Source organism: Stenotrophomonas sp. YJH_SMC_48-3 (assembly GCF_059369375.1).
Genome location: NZ_JCAFSQ010000007.1, coordinates 182,138 through 204,008 on the forward strand (window position 1 = coordinate 182,138; position 21,871 = coordinate 204,008).

Consider the following 21,871-nt stretch of genomic DNA (forward strand, 5'->3'; position numbering starts at 1 on the left):
ACGCCGCCGCTTGCCTCTCGCCACCACGAACGCCGGTAGCCAATGAGCCTCCATCCGCAACTGCAAGCCATCACTGAGCGCGTCATCCGCCGCAGCGCGGCCTCGCGCGCCGCCTATCTGGCCGCGATCGACGCCTCCCTGCGCGAAGGCCCGTTCCGCAGCCGCCTGAGCTGCGGCAACCTCGCCCACGGATTCGCCGCCTGTGGCGGCACCGACAAGAGCCGCCTGCGCGGTGGGGTGACACCGAACCTTGGCATCATCACCGCCTACAACGACATGCTGTCGGCGCACCAGCCGTTCGAGACCTATCCCGAGCAGATCCGCCAGATCGCCCGCGAGCTGGGCGCCACCGCGCAGGTGGCCGGCGGTGTGCCGGCGATGTGCGACGGCGTCACCCAGGGCCGTGGTGGCATGGAGCTGTCGCTGTTCTCGCGCGATGTGATCGCGCAGGCGACGGCGATCGGGCTCAGCCACGACATGTTCGATACCACCGTCTACCTCGGTGTCTGCGACAAGATCGTGCCGGGGCTGCTGATCGGCGCGCTGGCCTTCGGCCACCTGCCGGCGGTGTTCGTGCCGGCCGGCCCGATGACCCCGGGCATACCCAACAAGCAGAAGGCGGAAGTTCGCGAGCGCTATGCCGCCGGCGAAGCCACCCGTGAAGAACTGCTGGAAGCCGAGTCGGCCTCCTACCACGGCGCCGGCACCTGCACCTTCTACGGCACGGCCAACTCCAACCAGGTGCTGCTGGAAGCGATGGGCGTGCAGCTGCCGGGCGCGTCGTTCGTCAATCCGGGCACCCCGCTGCGCGACGCTCTTACCCGCGAAGCGACCGAACGTGCACTGGACATCACTGCGCTGGGCGATGACTTCCGTCCGCTGGGCCGGATCATCGACGAGCGCGCGATCATCAACGCGGTCATCGCGCTGATGGCCACCGGCGGTTCGACCAACCACACCATCCACTGGATCGCGGTGGCGCGTGCGGCCGGCATCGTGCTGACCTGGGACGACTTCGACGAGCTGTCGCAGCTGATTCCGCTGCTGGCCCGCGTCTACCCGAACGGCGAGGCCGACGTGAACCGCTTCGCCGCCGCCGGTGGCCCGGCGTTCGTGTTCGGCGAGCTGATCAAGGCCGGCCTGATGCATGGCGACCTGGTCAGCGTGGCCCGTGGCGGCATGGCCGACTACGCCCGCGAACCCCAGCTGCGCGACGGCCAACTGGTTTATCTGCCGGGCCTGGAACGCAGCGCCGATGACGAGGTGGTGCGTGGCGTCGACAATCCGTTCGAACACCAGGGTGGCCTGCGCCTGCTGCGCGGCAACCTGGGCAAGTCGCTGATCAAGCTGTCGGCGGTGAAGCCGCAGTACCGCACGATCGAAGCACCGGCCGTGGTGGTCGATGCACCGCAGGTGCTGAACAAGCTGCACGCCGGTGGCCTGCTGCCCGAGCATTTCGTGGCGGTGGTGCGTTACCAGGGCCCGCGTGCGAACGGCATGCCGGAACTGCATTCGCTGGCGCCGCTGCTGGGCCTGTTGCAGAACCAGGGCCGACGCGTGGCGCTGGTCACCGACGGTCGCCTGTCCGGCGCCTCGGGCAAGATTCCGGCGGCGATCCACGTGACGCCGGAAGCGGCGCGCGGCGGCCCGCTGGCGAAGGTCCGCGAAGGCGACATGATCCGGCTGGACGGCGAGGCCGGCACGCTGGAAGTGCTGGTGGACCCGGCCGAATGGGCGGCGCGTCCGCTGGCGCCGAACACTGCGCCGGCCGCGCATGACCTGGGCCGCAATCTGTTCGCGGTCAACCGTCGCGTGGTGGGCCCGGCCGACCAGGGAGCGATGTCGATTTCGTGCGGTCCGGCGGCGGCCGATGGCGGGCCGTGGGAGTACGACGCGGAGTACGAGCTGGGGCATGATGCCGCGGCGGCGGCAGCGCCGCATGAGGCGAAGGACGCCTGAAGCGAAAAGCCGCGGCAGGCTTCCCGGCCTGGGCAGTAGAGCGCCCTGGCCGGGACACGCCGTAAACCCCCTACGGGGCCGGCCCAACCGCTGGCGGTTGGGCGTTCGGGCGCTTGCAAAGCGTTGCTTCGCAAGCAAAGCGCCCTCACCCATGGGGGCTCGGTCGCGGCATCCATGCCGCTTACGGTCCCGGCTGGGGCTGACCGCGCCCTTCTGACACTCTCCGGCGCATCAATGCCGCGAAGTGATCATTGAAATCAAATTCGACAGCAAAGACAGAAGCAGAGCTATGGGTATCGAACAACATCAGGTGAAGGCGGCGGAGCTGTTGCATGCGGCGGGCATCCTGCCGGTGGTGACGGTTCATACGCTGGACCAGGCGCGGGCGGTCAGTGCGGCGCTGCTGGACGGTGGTTTGCCGGCGATCGAGCTGACGCTGCGTACGCCGGTGGCGATGGAAGCGTTGGCGATGCTCAAGCGCGAGCTGCCCGATGTGGTGGTGGGTGCGGGCACGGTGCTGACCGTGGAGCAGATGCAGCAGTCGATCGATGCGGGCGCGGACTTCCTGGTGACCCCGGGCACGCCGCCAGCGCTGGCCGATGCACTGGCTGCTGCGCCGCTGCCGGTGGTGCCGGGTGCGGCCACGCCGACCGAGCTGCTGTCGCTCTACGCGCGCGGCTTCCGCGTGTGCAAGCTGTTCCCGGCCACGGCCGTGGGCGGGCTGGCGATGATCAAGGGACTGGCCGGCCCGGTGGCGGACCTGAAGCTGTGCCCGACCGGCGGCATCACCGAAAACACCGCCGCCGAATACCTCGAGCAGAAAAACGTGGTCTGCATCGGCGGTTCGTGGATGGTGCCGGGCAACTGGATTGCCAACGGCGAATGGGACAAGGTGCGCGCCAGCGCCGCCGACGCCGCGAAGATCATCCAGCGCGTTCGCGGCCACTGAGCCCAACGCAGCTGTAGAGCCGAGCCCACGCTCGGCTCCACGCCAGCGGAATGGAAAGCAGCCGAGCATGGCTCAGCTCTACAGGACCAGCATCCAGAGCGCGCGCAGCGCGCGCCCCGCTCCCGCTCTTCCTTCTTCATTCCGCGGTGGCGGCGCACGAAAACCGTCCTTGGCCCTGCGGAGGGGATTGCGCAGGGGCGTGAGCGCCATGGATGGCGCGACCGAGCCTCCAGGGGTGGATTCACGGCGTCCCCTGCGCAATCCCTCCGCAGGGCCAACCCCACGAATCCTGCCGCACACCGCAAGGGGCTCAGCCGTTGGCCGAAACCCGTTACAGCGGCCGCGCCGGATCCACCAACCCGTACTGGCTGGCCATCCGCGCCAGCGCGATGTTGTCGTGGATCCCCATCTTCTCGAACAGCCGCGCCTTGTGCGTGTTCACCGTCTTCGCACTCAGGCTCAGCCGCCGCGCGATATCTTCCTGGCGCAGGCCCTGGGTCAGCAGCAACGCCACTTCCAGCTCGCGCGGCGACAGGCTGTCGAACGGCGAACCGTTGCCTTCCACCGTCGACAGTGCCAGATTCTGCGCGATGCTGGTGCCCAGGTAGCGGCGCCCACCTGCCACGTCACGCACCGCGCGCAGCAGTTCCTGCGCATCACAACCCTTGCCGATATATCCGGCCGCGCCGGCTTCGAGCAGCCGCTTCGGCAGCGGGCCATCTTCCAGCACCGACACGATCACCACGCGGGTGTTGCGGTGGCTGCGCACGATGCGCTCGGTCACTTCCATGCCGCTCACACCCGGCAGGTGCAGGTCACACAGCACCACATCCGGCAGCAGCTGGCGGACTTCACGCAGCGCGTCTTCGCCGGTCTCGGCTTCGCCCACCACCTCGATGTCGGCTTCCCCCGACAGAATCATCTTCATCCCGGTGCGGACCAGCGCGTGGTCATCCACCAGGTAGACTCGAATCGTCATTCACGTACCTCTTCGAATGCGGCCATTGCAGGTCAAGCTAGGCAGGGTGCCGATACCCTGCAAGCGCGTTCGGAATGCGGCCCCGGCAATCTGCCTTGCGCATCACAGTACCGCGCGTTGTGCTTGCCCCCTGTCTTGCAGAACCTGCTGCAACGAAACAACTGATCTATCACGTAGACGTCCCGCGCGGGGCATCCACGTCAATCCCCCGGTGATGATGCTTCGCTGGCCTTCGCTGGCCGCGTGCCATGATGCCGCCAAGGGTGCCGGCGACTGAACATGACCAGATAGCACCCTACCACCCAAACCAGCGCGGCACACCATCCGGCCAGGATATCGGAGGGGTAATGCACCCCCAGATAGACCCGGGAGACGCTGACCAGCAGGCTGAATGCCGGTGCCAGCAGCAGCACCGGCCAGCGCCAGCGGGTGTTCCAGGCCAGCAGTACCAGGGTCACCGCCAGGGTCATCGAGCCCATCGCGTGGCCGCTGGGAAAGCTGAACGTCGATTCCGGCGCGATCGATTCCCACAGGCTGGGGCGCTGGCGCTGGAAGAAGTGCTTGCTGCCCATGTTCAGCAGCGCCGAGCCGACGAAGCTGACCGCCACGAAGGTGGCCTCGCGCCAGCGCCGGTAGCCCAGCAGCACGCCGATGATCAGCACGTCGGCCGGGATCAGGAACCACTCATAGCCCAGTTTGGAAATGAGCACGAAGAAGCGGTCCAGCAGTGGCGAGTGCAGGCCATGCATCTGCCACAGCAGCGGCGCGTCGAAATGGAACGATTCAAACTCGTGCACCTCGTCCGCCAGGGCGACGAAGCCAGCCAGCGGCAGCAGCACGCCGCCGAACAGCAGGACCAGGCGCCAGGCATTGCGCGCCATCCAGTGGCGGAAACCGGAGGCGGACTCCGGTGCAGCGAGGATTGCAGGCTTATCCGGCGCTTCGGACATACGTGTGTTCGACGTAATCGTCGATCAGGGCGACGAACTCCTGGGCGATGTTGTCGCCGCGCAGGGTCACCTTCTTCTCGCCATCGACAAACACCGGCGCTGCGGGTGTTTCGCCCGTGCCCGGCAGCGAGATGCCGATGTTGGCATGGCGCGACTCGCCCGGCCCGTTCACGATGCAGCCCATCACCGCCAGGGTCATGTTCTCCGCCCCCGGGTGGTGGATCTTCCACAGCGGCATCTTCTCGCGCACGTGGTTCTGCACCACCTTGGCCAGCTCCTGGAAGAACTCCGAGGTGGTGCGGCCGCAGCCCGGGCAGGCCGTGACCAGCGGTGTGAAGGCGCGTTGGCCGGTGGTCTGCAGCAGTTCCTGGGCGACGATCACTTCCTGCGTGCGCGACTGGCCCGGTTCCGGGGTCAGCGAGATGCGGATGGTGTCACCGATGCCTTCCTGCAGCAGCACGCCCAGCGCCGCCGCCGACGCGACGATGCCCTTGCTGCCGATACCGGCTTCGGTCAGGCCCAGGTGCAGGGCGAAATCCGAGCGCTGAGCCAGGTCGCGGTATACCGCGATCAGCTCCTGCACGCCGCTGACCTTGGCCGACAGCACGATGCGGTCGCGCGGCAGGCCGAGTTCCACCGCCTGCTCGGCCGAATCCAGGGCCGAGCGGATCAGCGCTTCGCGCAGCACGCGGCCGGCATCCCAGGGCTGTTCGCGCAGGCTGTTCTCGTCCATCAGCTTCGCCGCCAGGGCCTGGTCCAGCGAGCCCCAGTTGGCGCCGATGCGCACCGGCTTGTTGTAGCGGATCGCAAACTCGATCAACTGCGCGAACTGCAGGTCCTTCTTCTTGCCGAAGCCGACGTTGCCGGGGTTGATGCGGTACTTTGCCAGCGCTTCGGCACACGCCGGTTCGGCGGTCAGCAGCTGGTGGCCGTTGTAATGGAAGTCACCGATCAGCGGCACGTCGATACCCATCATCGCCAGCTTGTCGACGATGCGCGGGATCGCCGCAGCCGCTTCCACGGTGTTGACGGTCAACCGCACCATTTCCGAACCCGCGCGCCACAACTCGGCCACCTGCTTGACGCTGGAAGCCACGTCGGAGGTGTCGGTGTTGGTCATCGACTGCACCACTACCGGCTTGCCTCCGCCTACGGTGACCCCGCCGATCTGCACGGCATGGGTCTGGCGGCGGGGCCAGGAGGTGGCATCGGAGGGAGGCGTAGGGCGGGTCACGGCGTCGTGCATGGGCGCATTCTACCGCCCGCTCCCGCATTCGGGGTGACTCGCATTCAGCCGGCGGCACGGCTGCGGCCGATTGTCGCAGGCACGCGCGCCCGTGAACGCATACGATGAGCATGAATGACCGGTCCCGACGCCCCGTTCCTCCGTACCCTGTGCAGCCTGCGCTGGCTTGCCGTAGGCGGCCAGGCCGCCACCATCCTGGTCGCCAGCTGGGTGCTGGGCCTGCCGTTGCCCCAGCTGCCACTATGGGCCGGCGTGGCCGTGCTCACCTTGTTCAACATCTACACCCAGCTGCGCCCGGAAGCGGCCGACACCGCCCCGCTGACCGCATTCGGCCATATCCTGGTGGACGTGATCATCCTGACCTGGATGGTGGGCTGGAGCGGCGGCATGGCCAACCCGTTCAGTTCACTGTTCCTGATCCTGATCGCGCTGGCCGCCTTCGCCCTGCCCCTGCGCTGGGCACTGGCAGTGGCCCTGGCCTGCCTGCTCGGCTACGCCGCCAGCGGCATCTTCGGCCAGCCGCTGCCGGACGGCTATTTCCGCGCGCAGGACCTCAACCGTTGGGGCGTGGTCGCCAACTTCCTCATTTCCGCAGCGGTCGTGCTGACCTTCTCCACCCGCCTGGCGCTGGCGCTGCGACAGCGCGAACTGGAACTGTCGGCACTCAGGGAACGCTTCGCCCGCAACGAAGGCATCGTCGCCCTGGCCACCCATGCCGCCTCCGTGGCGCATGAACTGAACACGCCGCTGGCGACCATGACCCTGCTTGCCGATGACGTCGCCGAGCGCAGCGAAGAGCCCGAAGTGCGCGAAGACATGGAAACCCTGCGCGAGCTGCTGGTGCAGTGCCGGGAACGTGTGCTGGCGCTGGCCGCACCAGCCTCGGCCGACGCGCCGGGCCGCAGCCATTCCAGCGCCCAGCACGTACTGGAACAATGGCGCCTGGTGCGGCCGACCATCGACCTGCACCGCAATGACGATGCGCCGCTGCGGCTGCCGCTCGACCCGGGCGTAGGCCATCTGTTGATGGTCCTGCTCAACAATGCCGCAGATGCCGGCGAGAAGGCCGGCCGGCCGCGCGTGGACCTGGACCTGCGCATCGAGGGCGACGACCTGATCGGCGAAGTACGCGACTACGGCCATGGTTTCGACGCCCGTGCCGCCGTGCTGCCGGGCAAGCTGTTCGGCAGCAGCAAGAGCGAGGGCATGGGCGTCGGCCTGGCCCTGTCCCATGCCACCATCGAACGCCTCGACGGCGAGATGTGGATGCGCCCGGCCCAGGGGGCCGGCAGCCGCGTCGGCTTCCGCCTGCCGCTGGCCCCACGCGAGGAAACCCCATGAGCGCCTCAACCCTTGGTCTGCTGGTCGACGACGACGAGCTGTACCTGCGCACCCTGCAGCGCAGCCTGGCCCGCAAGGGCCTGGAAACACAGACCGCACAGGATGCCGCCAGTGCCCTGGCACTGGCCCGCCAGCATCCGCCGGCGTTCGCGCTGATCGACCTGAAGCTGGGCAGCGATTCCGGCCTGGCGCTGATCCAGCCGCTGCGCGCACTGCGCGCGGACATGCGCATCCTGCTGGTGACCGGCTATGCCAGCATCGCCACCGCAGTGGAGGCGATCAAGCTGGGCGCGGATGATTACCTGCCGAAGCCGGCCACGGTGCCGATGATCCTGCGCGCCCTCGGTGAAGAGGACGACGGCCCGGCCGACGATGGCGAAATGGAAGTGCCGGACGCGATGACGCCGATCAGCCGCCTGCAGTGGGAACACATCCAGCAGGCGATGCACGAGACCGGCGGCAACGTGTCCGCAGCGGCGCGCCTGCTCGGCATGCACCGGCGTTCGCTGCAGCGCAAGCTGGCAAAGCGGCCGAGCCCGGAACGCGATCCGAGCCGTTGATCGCTGACGGACCGGTCCGGCTCAGGCCTCGACCAGCGCCGGCCGGTCCTGCGCGGCGCTGGAGCGCACCGCACACGCATCGGCCCGCGTGGCCATCGTCTCCTGCAGCAGCGGCGATGGCAGTACGCAGGCCGGATGCATGCGCAGGAAGCCGTAGATCGAACCCGCCAGGCCGATCATCAGGCCCGGGGTAAAGGCCGCGCGGGTGAGGCCGCCAACCATCCCCTGGTGCTCCTCGATCGAAGAAATGATCTCGATGGCGGCCTCGTCCTGCGGATAGGGACACCCTGCCGGATCCAGCGCAGCGGCCAGCACCAGCAGTTCCCGGGTGGACACATCGCCATGGCACAGGGTGTGGCTGAACCCCCATTTGCCGCGCGCATCGGCCACGGCGCGACGCATGTCGCGCAATTGCGCGGCATCACCGGTGCGGGCATACAGGTCCGCCGCCGCCAGGCCGATGCCCACGCTGCCGTGGCACCAGGTCGGGAAGTTCTTCTGCCCATCCTGCAGGTGGATGTCCCGCCAGTGCCCGGTATGTGGCTCGAACAGGGCTGCCTGGAATGCAAATGCTCCTTCGGCCAGCCGCCGCCATGCGGCCCGCTCGGGCACGCTGCCAGCCTCGGAGCGGGCCAGTCGTGCCAGCGCCCAGCCCATGCCCATCGCACCGTGGCCAAAACCACCGATCGGCTCGCTGAACTGTGGCGTCGGCCAGCGCGTACCGTCTGCGTCGACAATCGCAGCGTCCTGCATGCGGCGTCCCGCTGCGGCCGCCAGTTCCAGCCAGCGTGCGTTGCCGGTGGCTTCAGCCAGCGCCAGCAACGGCAGGATCATGCCGGACACACCATCAATCAGTTCGAACTTTGCCGCCTGCTGGAAACCGCGATGCTCCGCGGCTTCCGCGCAGCGCTCTGCCAGCGCCAGCAGCGCCGGTCGCTGCAACAGGTCGTGCAATGCCAGCAATGCCCACATTTGCGAACCGGTTCCGACGAATCCACCGTCAATTTCGGCGGGGTGCCGCTCGCACAGGGTCTGCAACACCGCAAGGGCGCCCTCGATGGCCGGATCCAGCCCGGCCACCGGATCGGCACGCCCCTGCTCCACTTCGTGGCGATAGGCCGCCAGTGCGAAAGCGATGCCGCCCAGCCCGAAGTACAGGTCTGGCTGCACCGGCTGGACGGTCCATCCGGTACGCGTCACTTCAGGTGTGATCCAGGTCATCGAGCCGTCTTCGCCGTGCACCGCCAGCCGCAGCAGGCTTTCCACCGCGCGCGTGGCCAGCGTGCGACGGCGTGCGTCCAGGTCGTCGGCGCGCGGATGCCGTGCTGCATAGCTGTAGCCGGCCCGGGCCTCGGCTCGGGCCAGTGCATGCTGGTTCAGGTCGGTGGCGACCAGCGTGCTGCGGATCGTCACGTCCTCCAGGTCGATCCGCATCGCGCGCCAGTTGGCGACGACGGAGTGGATACGCGCCGCGTCCAGCTGCGATGCGAAGATCGGAATGTCACCGTGGCGCAGGTCATCGACCTCTCCGCGTACGGTTTCCAGGTCCGATGGCGCAGCGGGCGACACCGCCGCATTCCGCACCAGCAGGTCGATCGCGCGCTCAACCGCCCGAGCTTCGTTGTGAAGCGATGCTGGATGCCAGAGCATCCGCCCGAGCTCGGCGTAGGCCATTGTCGGCCGCCGTACATCCCGCACCTGGCAGCCTTCGAAGGCCGTCAGCAGCGGCATCAGTTCGCCGTTCGCGTCCAGCGCGCGCAGGCGCCCACTGGCGTCGATGAAGCCCTCGCTGATGTGGTCCCAGTACAACGACACATCGGGCTGTGCGCTGGGATGGTTCTGCGCAATGGAGACCTCGGCCTCGACCATGCCCAACCGGGCCGGTTCCGTCCCGTCGTCGACGATCACCGGCACCTGCACCCGTGGCTGCTCGCCGGGCAGCGCGCCGGCTGCAGACAGGTCCACGCCCTCCATGCCCAGGCCGGCAGTACGGAACGGCACGATTCCGGTACGCAGCACTGAATTGCGCATCAGCTTGACGGCGGTGTCGTACGCATCGCCAAGCCCTGATAGCTCGATTTCGATTACCCGGCAGAACACGCTTTCGGCGTCGACCACCACCGGCACCGGCCCGACCGCGATCAGATTCTCCAGATGGATGTCGGTGCCACCGATCAGGCGCAGGATGGCCAGCCAGTGGCCGAGGCCGCGGTAATAGCACCGCAGTTCAGCCTCGCCGGAACAATAGCGATGCGCGGCGAATGCAGCCCAGCCGTGGCTGCCACGATCAATCACCTTCGGCACGCGCACGCGGTCAGGGGCATCACCGAAGACCGCGGACAACAGGCCATCGAGCGTGGCATCGATGCGCAATGAGCGTGGCTTGTACATCACCGTGCCGCCTTCGAACTGCAGCCGTGCCACGGTGCGGCCGCCACCGTGCAGGTCTCCGCGGCCCAATGCAACGGCATGCAGCGTGCCCGCCGGCGCACCCAGCAACTCGGCCAACGCAACACGATCACTGCCGATGCGTGCAGCGAGCTCCACCACGGCCGCGCATTGTCCTTCGAGCATGCGCGTCAGGCGCGGCAGCAGTACCGGATAACGTTGCTGCAGATGCGCGCGGAAGCCCTCGCTCGTGGCCAGGGCAACGAATTCGTCCAGCGCACCAGCACTGTCAAGCGGGCCGATGTCACCGCTGCGTGCAGCGGCGTGCAGCTCCAGCAGGAGCACGCGGTTGAGCTTGAGCTGGGCATGCTCACTCAGCGCCGCCTCGCCCTGCGAATGCAGCAGCGCACGTTCGCCGGGCTGCAGGGCAATGGCGGGATCATTCAGGCCGGCAGCCAGCGCAGCGCGCGCCTGGGCAAGGAAATGTTCGGTGATGCGCGCAAACGCGGCCGCAGCCGGAGAAGCGGTCATTACGCCCCCTGCGAGATTCAAGAGTCTGTTCCAGTCGCCGGCACGCAGCTGCATGCCTCTGCGTGCCGGCACGGGCTACATCAGCAACACAGGCAGTGGTTGATCACCGATACCGTGGTGGTGCACTCGTTGGTGCCACCGGTGATCATGGTGTCCGAAGCCCCGGTGAGGGCCGCTTCGGTGGCTGCCGCACCGTAGATGAACAGCGAACCCGCAGGGTTGGCGCACCCATCCACATCGTCCGAGCCATTGAGCCAGCCGGACACAACGTCGTCATTCAGATCCATTCGCAATCTCCTGTCATTCACAACATGAGGCGTTGAGGACATGGATCGATTCCACGTCCCTTCGGATACGGCCAGTCCCTGGCATCAACATCATGCTGCGAGCGATACTGGATGACAGGTACAGCCGCCCATGCACACTGCATTGGCACGCCATGCGTAGTCAAGCTGCGCTGCCGCAGGCACGCGAATACGTTGCATGGGCAACGCCGCAGGGCCCCGGAATGGCAGGAACGGAAGGCACGGGATGGCCGGCCTGTCGCCGGCGCATCCACGACCGGGCTCAGCGCTTCAGCTGCGCCAGTATCTCGCGGGTCATCGGATCGGCAATCGCCACACCCTCACCCTGCAGCGCCGGCAACAGGCCACTGGCCAGCTGCTTGCCAAGCTCGACACCGAACTGGTCGAAGGCATTGATGTTCCAGATCACCGCCTGCACGTACACAGCGTGTTCGTACATGGCGATCAGTGCGCCCAGCGCCTGCGGGGTCAGTGCGTCGAGCAGGATCAGCGTGCTCGGGCGGCCCCCGGGGTAATCGCGGTGCGGGTCGTCGCTGCTCTGGCCATTGGCCAGTGCTTCGGTCTGCGCCAGCAGGTTGGCCAGCAGGGCCTGGTGATTGATCGTGTAGGGATCGTCGCTGTGCACGCAGCCGATGAAGTCGGCCGGAACGATACTGGTGCCCTGGTGCAGCGCCTGGAAGAAGCTGTGCTGCACGTCGGTGCCCGCCCCGCCCCACCACACCGGCACGGTGTCGGTGGTGACCGGCTGTCCGTCACGCTGCACGCGCTTGCCCAGGCTTTCCATCACCAGCTGCTGCAGGTAGGCCGGCAGCAGCGCCAGGCGCTGGTCGTAGGTCATCACCGCGTGCGTGGCATGGCCCAGCAGGTTGCGGTTCCAGATGCCGGTCAGGCCGTGCAGCACCGGCAGGTTGCGCTCCAGCGGTGCATCCAGCGCATGCGCATCCATCTGCGCGGCGCCTTCCAGCAGCTGCTCGAAGCGCTCGAAACCGATGGCCAGCGCGATCGGGAAACCCACGGCCGACCACAGCGAATAACGGCCACCGACCCAGTCCCACATCGGCAGCACGTGATCGGCGGCGATCGCGAAAGCCTTGGCCGCGCGTTCCGGATTGGCGCTGACGGCATACAGGCGCTCACTGCCCCCCAGCCAGTCGTGCAGGATCTGGCCGTTGAGCAGGGTTTCCTGCGTGCCGAAGGTCTTGGAAATCAGGATGCCCGCGGTCTTCGCCGGATCCAGCGTGGCCAGCGTGCGCTGCATGGCGGCGCCGTCCACGTTCGACACGAAATGCACGCGCAGGCGCGCACCGCTGACCGGACGCAGCGCATCGGCGACCAAGCGCGGACCGAGGTCGGAACCACCGATGCCGACACTGACCACGTCGGTTACGCCGCTGTCTTCCAGCGCGCGCACCAGCACGCCCATGCGCTGGCGGATCTCGCGCGCGGTGGCATAGGCCTCAGCGGCAACCGGTGCATCGACCACGTCGCCGCGCAATGCGGTGTGCAGTGCGGCGCGCCCCTCGGTCAGATTGACCTGCTCGCCACGGAACAGGCGCGTGATGGCGCCGCCGACATCACGTTCGGCAGCCAGCGCCAGCAACGCCTGCAGCGCGGCGGCATCGTATTTCTGCCGCGCGAAGTTGACGTACAACGGACCGACCCGCAGCGCCAGATCCTGCACGCGGCCGGGTTCGGCGGCGAGCAGGCTGGGGATGCTTGCGCCCTTCAGGCGCTGGGTGTGGGAATGCAGCGAGTCGAATCCGTTGTTCGTTGTCATGCGGCCTGGGTCGGGATCGTGTCGTTGGTGTGGGTGATCTGGTTCTTGCCATCAACGTACACCAGCTTCGGCTTGAAGCTGTCGGCTTCCTGCTCGGTCATGCTGGCGAACGCGGCGATGATGATGATGTCACCGACCTGCACGTGGCGCGCGGCGCCACCGTTGAGCGAGACAACACCGCTGCCGGCCTCGGCGCGGATGGCATAGGTCGAGAAGCGCGCACCGTTGGTCACGTCCCAGATGTGCACCTGCTCGAACTCGCGGATGCCGGTGGCAGCCAGCAGGTTGTCATCGATGGCGATCGAGCCTTCGTAGTTCAGCTCGGAATGGGTGACGGTGGCGCGATGGATCTTGGTCTTGAGCAGGGACAGGTGCATGGGGGCGCTGCAACGGCAAAGGAAAGAGCGGATTCTAGCACCCGCACAGCGCGGGGCATCACGGCCGGCAACCTGTTCAGGTAGGCGGTGAAACCGGGGGTCAGAACCCTTTCCCCTGGAAAAGGCATCTGACCCCATGCATCGCGCGGCGCCGCCGGAACTCAGAATTCCAGGTTGTCGATCAGCCGGGTCGTACCCAGTCGCGCGGCGATCAGCGCCACGCGGCCACCGCCGTCGAAGGTCGGCTCGGCCAGCTCCGGGGTGCGCAGCACCGCATAGTCGACCTGGAAACCGGCCGCCTGCAGTGCGGCGGTGGCATCGGCCTCGATGCGTTCGCGCGGGTGACCGGCCACGTAGCCCTCGCGCATGCCCAGCAGGGTGCGGTGAATGGCGGTCGCGACCGGGCGCTGTTCCGCGCTCAGGTACTGGTTGCGCGAACTCTTGGCCAGGCCATCCTCGTCACGCACGATCTCGGCACCGACGATCTGGATCGGGAACGACAGTTCGGCCACCATCTGCCTGATGACAGCCAGCTGCTGGTAGTCCTTGCGGCCGAACACGGCCACGTCCGGCTGCACCTGCAGGAACAGGCGCGCCACCACCGTGCAGACGCCATCGAAGTGGCCCGGGCGACTGGTACCTTCAAGCACTTCACTGACACCCGGCGCGTGCATGCGCGTGGTCTTGTCCACGCCCAGCGGATACATCGCCTCCACGCTGGGCAGCCACACCGCATCGCAGCCGACCTGTTCCAGCCCGGCCACATCGGCTTCGGGCGTACGCGGATAGCGACTGAAATCCTCGTTCGGCCCGAACTGGGTCGGGTTGACGAAGATGCTTGCCACCACCTTGTCGGCGTACTGGCGGGCCAGGGTCACCAGCGAATGATGGCCACCGTGAAGGTTGCCCATGGTGGGCACCAGCGCCACGCGCAGGCCCTCGCGCTTCCAGTGGGCGATCTGCTCGCGCAATGCGCCGAGCTCGTTGAAGGTCTGGATCATGAGGCGTAAGCGTGCTGTTCGTCGGGGAAGCTGCCGTCGCGCACGGCGTCGGCGTAGGCGCGGGTGGCACCGGCCACCGAACCGCCTTCGGCAAGGAAATCCTTGACGAACTTGGGGCGGCGATGACCGCTGTCCAGGCCGAGGAAATCGTGCAGCACCAGCACCTGGCCATCGCAGTGCGGGCCGGCACCGATGCCGATGGTCGGCACCTCCACCGCAGCGGTCACTTCGGCGGCGACCGGGGTCGGTACGCATTCGAGCACCATGATGCTGGCACCGGCAGCGGCCACCGCCCTTGCGTCCTCGACCAGCCGACGGGCGGCATCGCCGCGGCCCTGGATCTTGAAGCCGCCCAGGCGCAGCACCGATTGCGGGGTCAGGCCCAGGTGCGCGCAGACCGGAATCTCGCGCTCGACCAGGTAGCGGATGATGTCGACCTTGAAGCCGGCACCTTCGATCTTGACCATCTCGGCACCGGCCTGCAGCAGCTGCAGCGAGGCATCCAGCGCGCGCTCCGGGGTGGCATCGGCGCCGAAGGGCAGGTCCGCCACCAGCAGCGCACGCTGCAGCACGCGGGCCACGGCGCGGGTGTGGTAGACCATGTCGGCCACGGTCACCGGCAGGGTCGAATCATGGCCCTGCACCACCATGCCCAGCGAATCGCCGATCAGGATCAGGTCAACGCCATTGGCGTCGAAAGTGCGGGCGAAGCCGGCGTCGTAGGCGGTCAACATGACCAGCTTCTGGCCATTGCGCTTGGCCTCGGCCAGGGCGGGAACGGTCCAGGGCTTGCTGTCTGCGTGGGTGCTCATGTGCTGATAACCGGGGGAGATAACCCGGGCATTATCACCCTATCGGGGCAATCCCGCAGGCGTCCACCCGCACCACTGCGTCCCGCACGCGGCCGTGGCCGGGAATGGCCAGATCCGGCGCGATTTCGGCCAGCGGCACCAACACGAAGGCCCGTTCGTGCATGTACGGGTGTGGCACCTTCAGCCCGGGCTGGTCGAGCTCCTGCACGCCGTACAACAACAGGTCCAGGTCCAGCGCGCGCGGGCCCCAGTGCACTGCCGGATCGCGCACGCGACCGAAGCGCTGCTCCAGCGCCAGCATGGCCTGCAGCAGCTCATCGGCCGGCAAGATGGTTTCGACCGAGGCCACCGCATTGACGAACGGCAGCTGGTCTTCATTGCCCCAGGCCGGCGTTGCGTAAAGCCGCGAGGCCTGGCGCAGCCGGGTCCCGGGCAGGCCGTCCAGCGCGGCAATCGCCGCGCCGACGGTGGCGGCCGCGTCGCCGAGGTTGGCGCCGAGGCCGATCCAGGCAGGGGTCATCGCCTACTCGCCCGCTGCACCGGCCGGGGCACCCGGACGACGGCGGCGACGGCGGCGCTTGCGCGGCGCTCCGCTCTCGTCATCGCCTTCTTCGCTGTGCATCGCATCCAGCGACGACTCCAGCTCACGCCCGGACTGCGCCTGCGCTTCGCGCCAGAACTCGACATCGGCGGCGTGCTCGGACGACGCCACCTGGCGCAGGCTGAGGAAATCGAACGCGGCACGGAAGCGAGGATGGGTCAGGGTGCGGAACACGCGCTTGCGCTGGCGCGAGCTGAAGCGCGACTGCAGCAGCCAGATTTCCTGCATCGGCAGCGAGAAGCGGCGCGGCAGCGCGATGGTGCTCAACTGCTGCACGGTGACGCGGTCGGCGGCGCGGCGCTGCGCCTCTTCCGGTGCCACGCCCTGCTTGAGCAGGGTCGCCTGTGCTCGGCAGAACGCCGGCCACAGCAGCAGCGCGAACAGGAACGCCGGCGAGACCGGTTCGTCGTTGGCCACCCGCGCATCGGTATTGGCCAGGCCCTCGACCAGCATGCGGCGCAGCGCGCCGGTGCGGTTGGCTTTCAGCGCCTTGGCGCTTTCCGGGAACAGCACGTCGAGCAGGCCGTAACGCTCAAGGCCTTCGAAGCTGGCCACGCCATGTCCGGACAGGAACAGCTTGAGCACTTCCTCGAACAGGCGCGCTGGCGCGGCTTCGTTGAGCAGGCCGGCCAGGTGCGGGATCGGCGCGGCAGTACCCTCCTCGATCTGGAAGCCGAGCTTGGCCGCCAGGCGCACCGCTCGCAGCATGCGTACGGGGTCTTCCTGGTAGCGCTGCACCGGGTCGCCGATCAGCTTCATCAGGCGCGCCTGCACGTCCTCGAAGCCACCGGTGTAGTCGCGCACCGAGAAGTCCTCGATGGCGTAGTACAGGGCGTTGCAGGTGAAGTCGCGGCGGATGGCGTCGTCTTCGATGGTCCCGTACACGTTGTCGCGCACGAGCATGCCGTTTTCCATCTCGCGGTCGCCGCTGCCGTCATCGCTGTTGGCGCGGAAGGTGGCGACTTCGATGATTTCGCGGCCGAACACAACGTGGGCGAGGCGGAACCGGCGGCCGATCAGTCGGCAGTTGCGGAACAGCTGCTTGACCTGTTCGGGCGTGGCGTCGGTGGCCACGTCGAAATCCTTGGGTTGGCCATTGACCAGCAGATCGCGCACCGCGCCGCCGACAAGGTAGGCGCCGAAGCCGGCATCGCGCAGGCGATAAAGCACGCGCAGGGCGTTCGGGCTGATGTCCTTGCGGGAGATCGTGTGCTGGTCGCGCGGGATGACGCGCAGGCTGAACGGTGATGTAGCAGGGGAAATGATGTTGGCGCTTCCGGTTGAAGTTTCGGGATTGCCCAATGGCATCGAGGTGCATATACTAGCGCTCCTGCCTCGGCAGCGACACAGTTACGCTCCCTTCGTCTAGTGGTTAGGACGTGGCCCTCTCAAGGCTAAAACAGGGGTTCGAGTCCCCTAGGGAGCGCCAGTCGCCGCAGCAGGAACCGAAAAAGCCCGCCTTGTGCGGGCTTTTCTGTTTTCCGGGGTTTGCATCGGCATCGGTCGGCCTGGTCGCAGTAGCGCCTTCCCGTTCCTGCGTGGGAGGGGGTGGGCCACCCTGACAGTTTCCCGCGACGGCGGCACGAACAGCCTCGCTCCTCCGCAGCCAATTCAATCCCGACGCGCAGACCTGCGTCCGCCAGAACCGCAATGCCTGACGCGAAGGCGGGGCAGCTCAAGCCGGGACCGATGGCGCCATGGATGGCGCCATCGAGCCCCCATGGATGGGTTCACGGCGTGTCCCGGATTGGGCTGCCCCGCCTTCGCCCTCGATGACACCGAGGCGCCAACGGAATGCAACCGAAGCCGGGCAGCGTCAGCCTTCCATCTGCTCCAGCTCCTTGCCCTTGGTCTCGCGCACGTAGCGGACCACGAAGAAGATCGAGAGGATGGCCGCCACCGTATAGATCCCGTAGGCCCCGGCCAGGCCGATGCCCGCCAGCAGCATCGGGAACGTCACGGTGATCGCGAAGTTCGAGGTCCACTGCGCCGCACCGGCGACGGCCAATGCCGGGCCGCGGATCTGGTTGGGGAACATTTCACCCAGCATCACCCACATCACCGGGCCCCAGGACATGTTGAAGAACACCACATAGACGTTGGCCGCCACCAGCGCCAGCCGGCCCATGCCGTCGGACAGTTGCAGGCGACCGTCGGCGATACTGCCACTGGCGAACGCGACCACCATCAGTACCAGCGCTACCGACATGCCGACCGAGCCGATCCACAGCAGCGGCTTGCGTCCGATGCGGTCGATCAGCAGCACCGTCAGCAGGCAGGCACCGATGCTCAGCGCACCGGACAATACATTGATCAGCAGCGCGTCGCTTTCCGAGAACCCCACCGCCTGCCACAGCACCGCGCCGTAGTAGAACACCACGTTGATGCCGACCAGCTGCTGGAACATCGCCAGGCCGATGCCGACCCAGAGGATCGGGCGCAGCCTGCCGGTGACCTTGTCGCGCAGGTCGGCGAAGCGTGGCTTGTGCTGGTCCTGGGCCAGGCTCGCCTCGATCTCGGCCTGCTTGGCCGTGGCTGCGGCCTCGCCGTACAGCCGCGCCAACACCGCCCTCGCCTGCTCCGGGCGCCCCTTCACGACCAGGAAGCGCGGGCTTTCGGGAATCACCAGCAACAGCAGCAGGAACAGCCCCGATGGCAGCGCCTGCATCCAGAACATCCAGCGCCAGGCCTCATGGCCCAGCCATAGCGGCTCGGTCGACGCCCCAGCGGCACGGGCCAGCAGGTAATTGCTGAGGAAGGCGGCGAACAGGCCGCAGATGATCGCCATCTGCTGCACCGTGGCCAAGCGCCCGCGATAGCGCGCCGAGGCCACCTCGGCGATGTAGGCCGGCGACATCACGCTGGCCGCGCCCACCGCGAAACCGCCCAGCACGCGCGCGGCGATGAACAGCCAGGAAGCGTGAGCGGCACCGGCGCCCAGCGCCGAAACCAGGAACATCAGCGCCGACACGATCAGCACGCCTCGGCGGCCCAGGCGATCCCCCAGCCAGCCTGCCAGGAAGGCACCGACCGCACACCCCAGCAGCATCGAAGCGACTTCGAAACCGAGCGCCGCCTCGCTGGAGTTGAAGGCCTGGCGAAGGCCGTCGACCGTGCCATTGATGACACCACTATCGAAGCCGAACAGGAATCCACCGAGGGTGGCCACGCAGCTGATGAGGACGATGAATGCCGTGTTTTCGCCGCCGTGGGAGGCGATGCCGGGTTGGCGCTGGGACATGGATGAACCTGTTGGGAAGGGAGGCCGGCCATCCGACGCAGCCGGCTGACCCGCAGCGTCGCACAGGCCTTGCCCTGCCGCCAATGTCCGCCACGGCCGCGCCTGCCAGGCGCCCGATTTCCGCCCCGCGCCGACACTGGGGGCCAACCTGTTCTAGAATTGGCGGGTTCAGGAATCGATCCGCCCCCAGCCCATGCCCTTTGTCGTCACCGAAAACTGCATCAAGTGCAAACACACCGATTGCGTGGAAGTGTGCCCCGTGGATTGCTTCCACGAAGGCCCGAACTTCCTGGTGATCGATCCGGATGAGTGCATCGACTGCACCCTGTGCGAACCGGAATGCCCGGTCAACGCGATCTTTCCGGAGGACGATGTTCCTGCCGGCCAGGAGAGCTTCGTCGCCCTCAACGCCGAGCTGGCGAAGGAGTGGCCGGTGCTGACCGTGCGCAAGGACCCGCCTGCCGACGCTGGCGAATGGGATGGCAAGCCGGACAAGCTGAAGCTGCTGGAACGCTGAGAAGCGCCTGCTGCGACAACGAAAAAGGGCGCCTTGGGCGCCCTTTTCCATTTCCGCTAGCGCCGGGCCATGCCCGGCGGATCCTGGGCCGCGCTTCAAGCTCGCCGGGCATGGCCCGGCGCTACCCAAGGCAGGTGCGGACCAAGGCCCGCACCCACCCGACCAGCCCTTACTGGGCCAGCTTCGCCTTGAGCGCGGCGATCAGCTTTACCGGCGCTTCGGCCGTGGCCGGCAGGCCGCGCGGGTCCACCGCGGAGATGTAGGCGCCGGCATCGACGGCCACCACGCGGACCAGGAAGTTGCTGCCTTCGTAGGCCACGTCATACGAGCCCAGCAGCTGCGCGCGGCTGGCGATGGTCACGCCTTCCACGCCTTCCAGCGCGGTGCCGACCTTGGCGAAGGCCTCATCCTTGCCACCGGCGATGGTGAAACCCGTGTTGCCCACGGCCGGGGCCGCAGCCACCGGGGCCGCCGGCTTGGTCGCCGAGGAAAGGGTCGGCACCTTGTTGTCGCCGGTGGTGGCCGGCAGGTTCAGGTCCGGCGGCACTTCCAGCGGACGCATTTCCGGAGCCAGGGCGTAGTCGCCCTTGACGCCGCGCTTGAAGCAGCCGGTGGTGCCGGCAGCGACCGCCACAGCAAGCAGGGCATAGGACAGCACGCGGACGGTGGAAACGGATTGACGCATGTGAATCTCCTGGGTCAGACCAAGACGGAAGGTCAGTGGCTGGAAAGGGCTTCGAGGGCGGCGATGTCGCCGGCAAGGTGGTCGGCGGCCGCATGGTGCGGCGCCGACAGCGGCAGCAGCGGCAGGCGCAGGTCATGGCCGACACCGATGCGGCGCAGCAGCGCCTTGACCGGAATCGGGTTCGGTTCAACGCCGCAGAAATCGTGGAACGGCTGCAGGCGCGCGTCCCAGGATTCGGTGGCTGCATGGTCGTGCGCGGCGGCCAGTTCGCACATCCGGCGGTAGGCACCCGGAAGCACGTTGGAGCCCACGGAGATCAGGCCATCGATGCCGGCCCGGATCGAGCGCGCCGCGGTGCCGTCATCGCCACTGAGGACCGCGAACTTCGGGCTGCGCAGCGCCAGCAGCGCCTGCACCCGGCCGGTGTCGCCCACCGCCTCCTTGATGCCGACGATGTTGGGGTGGCTGGCCAGTTCGGCCACGGTCTCCGGCTGCATGTCGCAACCGGTACGGCCGGGCACGTTGTACAGCACGACCGGCAACCCGCCCTGGTCGGCGACCGCACGATAATGGGCAATCAGGCCGGCCTGGGTCGGCCTTACGTAAGGCGGGGTGACCACCAGTGCATGGCTGGCGCCAAGCGCGGCCGCACGACGGGTCTGTTCGATGGTTTTGGCAGTACCGGACAGGCCGGTGCCGGCCATGACCGGGATGCGGCCGCCAATGCGTTCGACCGCGCTGGCCAGCAGCAGGTCGTACTCGGCATCGGTGAGGGTTGCCGCTTCGCCGGTCGAGCCGGCAACGACAACGCCATGGACGCCACCTTCCAGTTGCAGGTGCAGCAGGCGCTGCCAACCGTCGGGATCGAGGGCGCCGTCGGCCCGGAACGGGGTCGCCAGCGCGGTGATGAGGCCGGAAAGGGACAAGGACGTGCTGCTCTTGGCTGGAAAGGGAAAACGCCCGCCACGAAAGGCCGGGGGCGACCTGAATGTTACTTGCGGCGCGAAAGCACGGGCAAGTATGCTGGACACCGGTGGATCCCCGCCTCTGGCGGGCATTCAGACTCACGCATGCATTACCCGGAATCGCCTTGACCGACACCACCCCGCGCCCCGCGCCGAGCGAAAACCACCTCCTGATCAACGCCTACACGACGCATCCGGAGTCCCCCCTGCTGCCCGTCACCCGCCGCATCGCCGACAGCGGCTGCAATCTGGTGGACGCACGCCTGGCCACGGTCGGCCGCGACGTCTCGGTCACCGCCCTGGCCACCGGCTCCTGGGACTCGGTGGCCAAGCTGGAGGCGATGCTGACCCGGCTGGAGCGCGAGGAAGGGCTGAAGCTGGTCTGGTACCGCACCGCCGCCAAGCAGGCGCAGTCCAACCTGCTGCCCTACATCGTCGAGGTGATCGCCGCCGACAAGCCGGGCATCCTGTTCCAGCTGGCCGATTTCTTCGACCGCCAGGGCATCACCATCGAGAACCTGCAGAGCACGCGCTACCGCGCCATGCAGACCGGTGCGGAAATGTTCAGCGCACAGGTCACCATCGGCGTGCCGGCCAACATGCATATTGCCGCGCTGCGCGACGATTTCCTTGAGTTCTGCGACCACCTGAACCTGGACGCGATCATGGATCCCATGAAGTTCTGAT

The 21,871-nt window shown here is 67.6% G+C and carries 20 protein-coding genes and 1 tRNA gene; 7 read left to right on the plus strand and 14 right to left on the minus strand.

The annotated features are described in order from the left end of the window. The first annotated feature begins 42 nt into the window (after window positions 1–42). Both edd and eda read left to right on the plus strand, forming a co-directional pair. Window positions 43–1,959: a phosphogluconate dehydratase gene (edd, locus tag AC5P65_RS13110; RefSeq protein WP_021202019.1), complete on the plus strand. Its 1,917-nt coding sequence runs from the start codon at window positions 43–45 to the stop codon at window positions 1,957–1,959. Between the two features lie 289 nt (window positions 1,960–2,248). Next, entirely contained in the window at window positions 2,249–2,908 is a 660-nt protein-coding gene (gene eda, locus AC5P65_RS13115; protein ID WP_109814982.1) for a bifunctional 4-hydroxy-2-oxoglutarate aldolase/2-dehydro-3-deoxy-phosphogluconate aldolase, read from the plus strand. Window positions 2,909–3,239: 331 nt separating this feature from the next. Here the strand turns inward: eda and AC5P65_RS13120 are convergent, their stop codons facing one another. The 3 genes from AC5P65_RS13120 to ispG all read right to left on the minus strand — a co-directional run bounded on the left by AC5P65_RS13120 (window position 3,240) and on the right by ispG (window position 6,083). Then, complete coding sequence (locus tag AC5P65_RS13120; protein WP_021202017.1) at window positions 3,240–3,887, minus strand: response regulator; 648 nt, start codon at window positions 3,885–3,887, stop codon at window positions 3,240–3,242. Between the two features lie 200 nt (window positions 3,888–4,087). Further along, the gene (locus tag AC5P65_RS13125) at window positions 4,088–4,837 is read right to left on the minus strand and encodes a phosphatase PAP2 family protein (RefSeq protein WP_021202016.1); all 750 of its coding nucleotides are present in this window, start codon (window positions 4,835–4,837) and stop codon (window positions 4,088–4,090) included. Further along, window positions 4,818–6,083, minus strand: coding sequence for a flavodoxin-dependent (E)-4-hydroxy-3-methylbut-2-enyl-diphosphate synthase (ispG, locus tag AC5P65_RS13130; protein ID WP_019661189.1), 1,266 nt, complete (start codon window positions 6,081–6,083; stop codon window positions 4,818–4,820). Before ispG ends, AC5P65_RS13125 begins: the two co-directional genes overlap by 20 nt. Before the next feature lie 114 nt (window positions 6,084–6,197). On the opposite strand from ispG, the gene AC5P65_RS13135 reads away from it, so the two are divergent. Together AC5P65_RS13135 and AC5P65_RS13140 are read left to right on the plus strand one after the other, a co-directional pair. Beyond that, window positions 6,198–7,424, plus strand: coding sequence for an ATP-binding protein (locus AC5P65_RS13135; RefSeq protein ID WP_197576026.1), 1,227 nt, complete (start codon window positions 6,198–6,200; stop codon window positions 7,422–7,424). After that, window positions 7,421–7,984 (plus strand): response regulator transcription factor, encoded by a 564-nt coding sequence (locus AC5P65_RS13140; protein WP_005409063.1) that lies wholly within the window; start codon window positions 7,421–7,423, stop codon window positions 7,982–7,984. The genes AC5P65_RS13135 and AC5P65_RS13140 overlap by 4 nt, the downstream gene beginning before the upstream one ends. Window positions 7,985–8,005: 21 nt before the next feature. On the opposite strand, the gene AC5P65_RS13145 is transcribed toward AC5P65_RS13140, so the two are convergent. The 8 genes from AC5P65_RS13145 to pcnB form a co-directional block, all read right to left on the minus strand. Then, window positions 8,006–10,903 (minus strand): type 2 lanthipeptide synthetase LanM family protein, encoded by a 2,898-nt coding sequence (locus AC5P65_RS13145; protein WP_197576025.1) that lies wholly within the window; start codon window positions 10,901–10,903, stop codon window positions 8,006–8,008. 80 nt (window positions 10,904–10,983) lie between these two features. Next, window positions 10,984–11,190: a DUF6229 family protein gene (locus tag AC5P65_RS13150; RefSeq protein ID WP_010484314.1), complete on the minus strand. Its 207-nt coding sequence runs from the start codon at window positions 11,188–11,190 to the stop codon at window positions 10,984–10,986. Between the two features lie 280 nt (window positions 11,191–11,470). After that, window positions 11,471–12,985: a glucose-6-phosphate isomerase gene (gene pgi / locus AC5P65_RS13155; RefSeq protein WP_495215652.1), complete on the minus strand. Its 1,515-nt coding sequence runs from the start codon at window positions 12,983–12,985 to the stop codon at window positions 11,471–11,473. Beyond that, on the minus strand, window positions 12,982–13,362 hold the full coding sequence (panD, locus tag AC5P65_RS13160) for an aspartate 1-decarboxylase (RefSeq protein ID WP_005409061.1): 381 nt from the start codon (window positions 13,360–13,362) through the stop codon (window positions 12,982–12,984). Before panD ends, pgi begins: the two co-directional genes overlap by 4 nt. A 161-nt stretch (window positions 13,363–13,523) precedes the next feature. After that, window positions 13,524–14,363: a pantoate--beta-alanine ligase gene (gene panC, locus AC5P65_RS13165; RefSeq protein ID WP_021202011.1), complete on the minus strand. Its 840-nt coding sequence runs from the start codon at window positions 14,361–14,363 to the stop codon at window positions 13,524–13,526. Beyond that, window positions 14,360–15,175 carry a 3-methyl-2-oxobutanoate hydroxymethyltransferase gene (gene panB / locus AC5P65_RS13170; RefSeq protein WP_021202010.1) on the minus strand — a complete coding sequence of 272 codons (816 nt, stop codon included), beginning with the start codon at window positions 15,173–15,175 and terminating at the stop codon, window positions 14,360–14,362. The genes panC and panB overlap by 4 nt, the downstream gene beginning before the upstream one ends. A 34-nt stretch (window positions 15,176–15,209) precedes the next feature. Next, window positions 15,210–15,695 (minus strand): 2-amino-4-hydroxy-6-hydroxymethyldihydropteridine diphosphokinase, encoded by a 486-nt coding sequence (gene folK, locus AC5P65_RS13175; RefSeq protein ID WP_111103702.1) that lies wholly within the window; start codon window positions 15,693–15,695, stop codon window positions 15,210–15,212. A gap of 3 nt (window positions 15,696–15,698) precedes the next feature. Then, a complete protein-coding gene (gene pcnB, locus AC5P65_RS13180; protein WP_111098753.1) occupies window positions 15,699–17,078 on the minus strand; it encodes a polynucleotide adenylyltransferase PcnB in 1,380 nt (459 codons plus the stop codon). A 52-nt stretch (window positions 17,079–17,130) separates the two neighbouring features. On the opposite strand from pcnB, the gene AC5P65_RS13185 reads away from it, so the two are divergent. Further along, window positions 17,131–17,205, plus strand: a tRNA-Glu gene (locus AC5P65_RS13185). A 387-nt stretch (window positions 17,206–17,592) separates the two neighbouring features. On the opposite strand, the gene AC5P65_RS13190 is transcribed toward AC5P65_RS13185, so the two are convergent. Beyond that, window positions 17,593–19,017: a sugar porter family MFS transporter gene (locus AC5P65_RS13190; protein WP_495215653.1), complete on the minus strand. Its 1,425-nt coding sequence runs from the start codon at window positions 19,015–19,017 to the stop codon at window positions 17,593–17,595. A gap of 193 nt (window positions 19,018–19,210) precedes the next feature. Here AC5P65_RS13190 and fdxA point away from each other — a divergent pair, with 193 nt between their 5' ends. Next, complete coding sequence (gene fdxA / locus AC5P65_RS13195; protein ID WP_004153066.1) at window positions 19,211–19,534, plus strand: ferredoxin FdxA; 324 nt, start codon at window positions 19,211–19,213, stop codon at window positions 19,532–19,534. A gap of 169 nt (window positions 19,535–19,703) precedes the next feature. On the opposite strand, the gene AC5P65_RS13200 is transcribed toward fdxA, so the two are convergent. Next, window positions 19,704–20,219: a hypothetical protein gene (locus AC5P65_RS13200; RefSeq protein WP_019661179.1), complete on the minus strand. Its 516-nt coding sequence runs from the start codon at window positions 20,217–20,219 to the stop codon at window positions 19,704–19,706. A 32-nt stretch (window positions 20,220–20,251) separates the two neighbouring features. Then, a complete protein-coding gene (gene dapA, locus AC5P65_RS13205) occupies window positions 20,252–21,145 on the minus strand; it encodes a 4-hydroxy-tetrahydrodipicolinate synthase (RefSeq protein ID WP_019661178.1) in 894 nt (297 codons plus the stop codon). Window positions 21,146–21,309: 164 nt separating this feature from the next. Between dapA and AC5P65_RS13210 the strand changes: the two genes are divergently transcribed. Next, window positions 21,310–21,870: a glycine cleavage system transcriptional repressor gene (locus AC5P65_RS13210; RefSeq protein WP_019661177.1), complete on the plus strand. Its 561-nt coding sequence runs from the start codon at window positions 21,310–21,312 to the stop codon at window positions 21,868–21,870. Window position 21,871 lies beyond the last annotated feature (1 nt).

Bases quoted from the DNA above. Each gene is read 5' to 3' on its own strand.
- ispG (WP_019661189.1), bottom strand. From the start codon at position 6,083: ATGCACGACGCCGTGACCCGCCCTACGCCTCCCTCCGATGCCACCTCC.
- panC (WP_021202011.1), bottom strand. From the start codon at position 14,363: ATGATCCAGACCTTCAACGAGCTCGGCGCATTGCGCGAGCAGATCGCC.
- AC5P65_RS13200 (WP_019661179.1), bottom strand. From the start codon at position 20,219: ATGCGTCAATCCGTTTCCACCGTCCGCGTGCTGTCCTATGCCCTGCTT.
- AC5P65_RS13150 (WP_010484314.1), bottom strand. From the start codon at position 11,190: ATGGATCTGAATGACGACGTTGTGTCCGGCTGGCTCAATGGCTCGGAC.
- panD (WP_005409061.1), bottom strand. From the start codon at position 13,362: ATGCACCTGTCCCTGCTCAAGACCAAGATCCATCGCGCCACCGTCACC.
- fdxA (WP_004153066.1), top strand. From the start codon at position 19,211: ATGCCCTTTGTCGTCACCGAAAACTGCATCAAGTGCAAACACACCGAT.
- AC5P65_RS13190 (WP_495215653.1), bottom strand. From the start codon at position 19,017: ATGTCCCAGCGCCAACCCGGCATCGCCTCCCACGGCGGCGAAAACACG.
- panB (WP_021202010.1), bottom strand. From the start codon at position 15,175: ATGAGCACCCACGCAGACAGCAAGCCCTGGACCGTTCCCGCCCTGGCC.
- AC5P65_RS13125 (WP_021202016.1), bottom strand. From the start codon at position 4,837: ATGTCCGAAGCGCCGGATAAGCCTGCAATCCTCGCTGCACCGGAGTCC.
- eda (WP_109814982.1), top strand. From the start codon at position 2,249: ATGGGTATCGAACAACATCAGGTGAAGGCGGCGGAGCTGTTGCATGCG.
- folK (WP_111103702.1), bottom strand. From the start codon at position 15,695: ATGACCCCTGCCTGGATCGGCCTCGGCGCCAACCTCGGCGACGCGGCC.
- AC5P65_RS13140 (WP_005409063.1), top strand. From the start codon at position 7,421: ATGAGCGCCTCAACCCTTGGTCTGCTGGTCGACGACGACGAGCTGTAC.
- pgi (WP_495215652.1), bottom strand. From the start codon at position 12,985: ATGACAACGAACAACGGATTCGACTCGCTGCATTCCCACACCCAGCGC.
- AC5P65_RS13120 (WP_021202017.1), bottom strand. From the start codon at position 3,887: ATGACGATTCGAGTCTACCTGGTGGATGACCACGCGCTGGTCCGCACC.
- edd (WP_021202019.1), top strand. From the start codon at position 43: ATGAGCCTCCATCCGCAACTGCAAGCCATCACTGAGCGCGTCATCCGC.
- AC5P65_RS13145 (WP_197576025.1), bottom strand. From the start codon at position 10,903: ATGACCGCTTCTCCGGCTGCGGCCGCGTTTGCGCGCATCACCGAACAT.
- AC5P65_RS13135 (WP_197576026.1), top strand. From the start codon at position 6,198: ATGACCGGTCCCGACGCCCCGTTCCTCCGTACCCTGTGCAGCCTGCGC.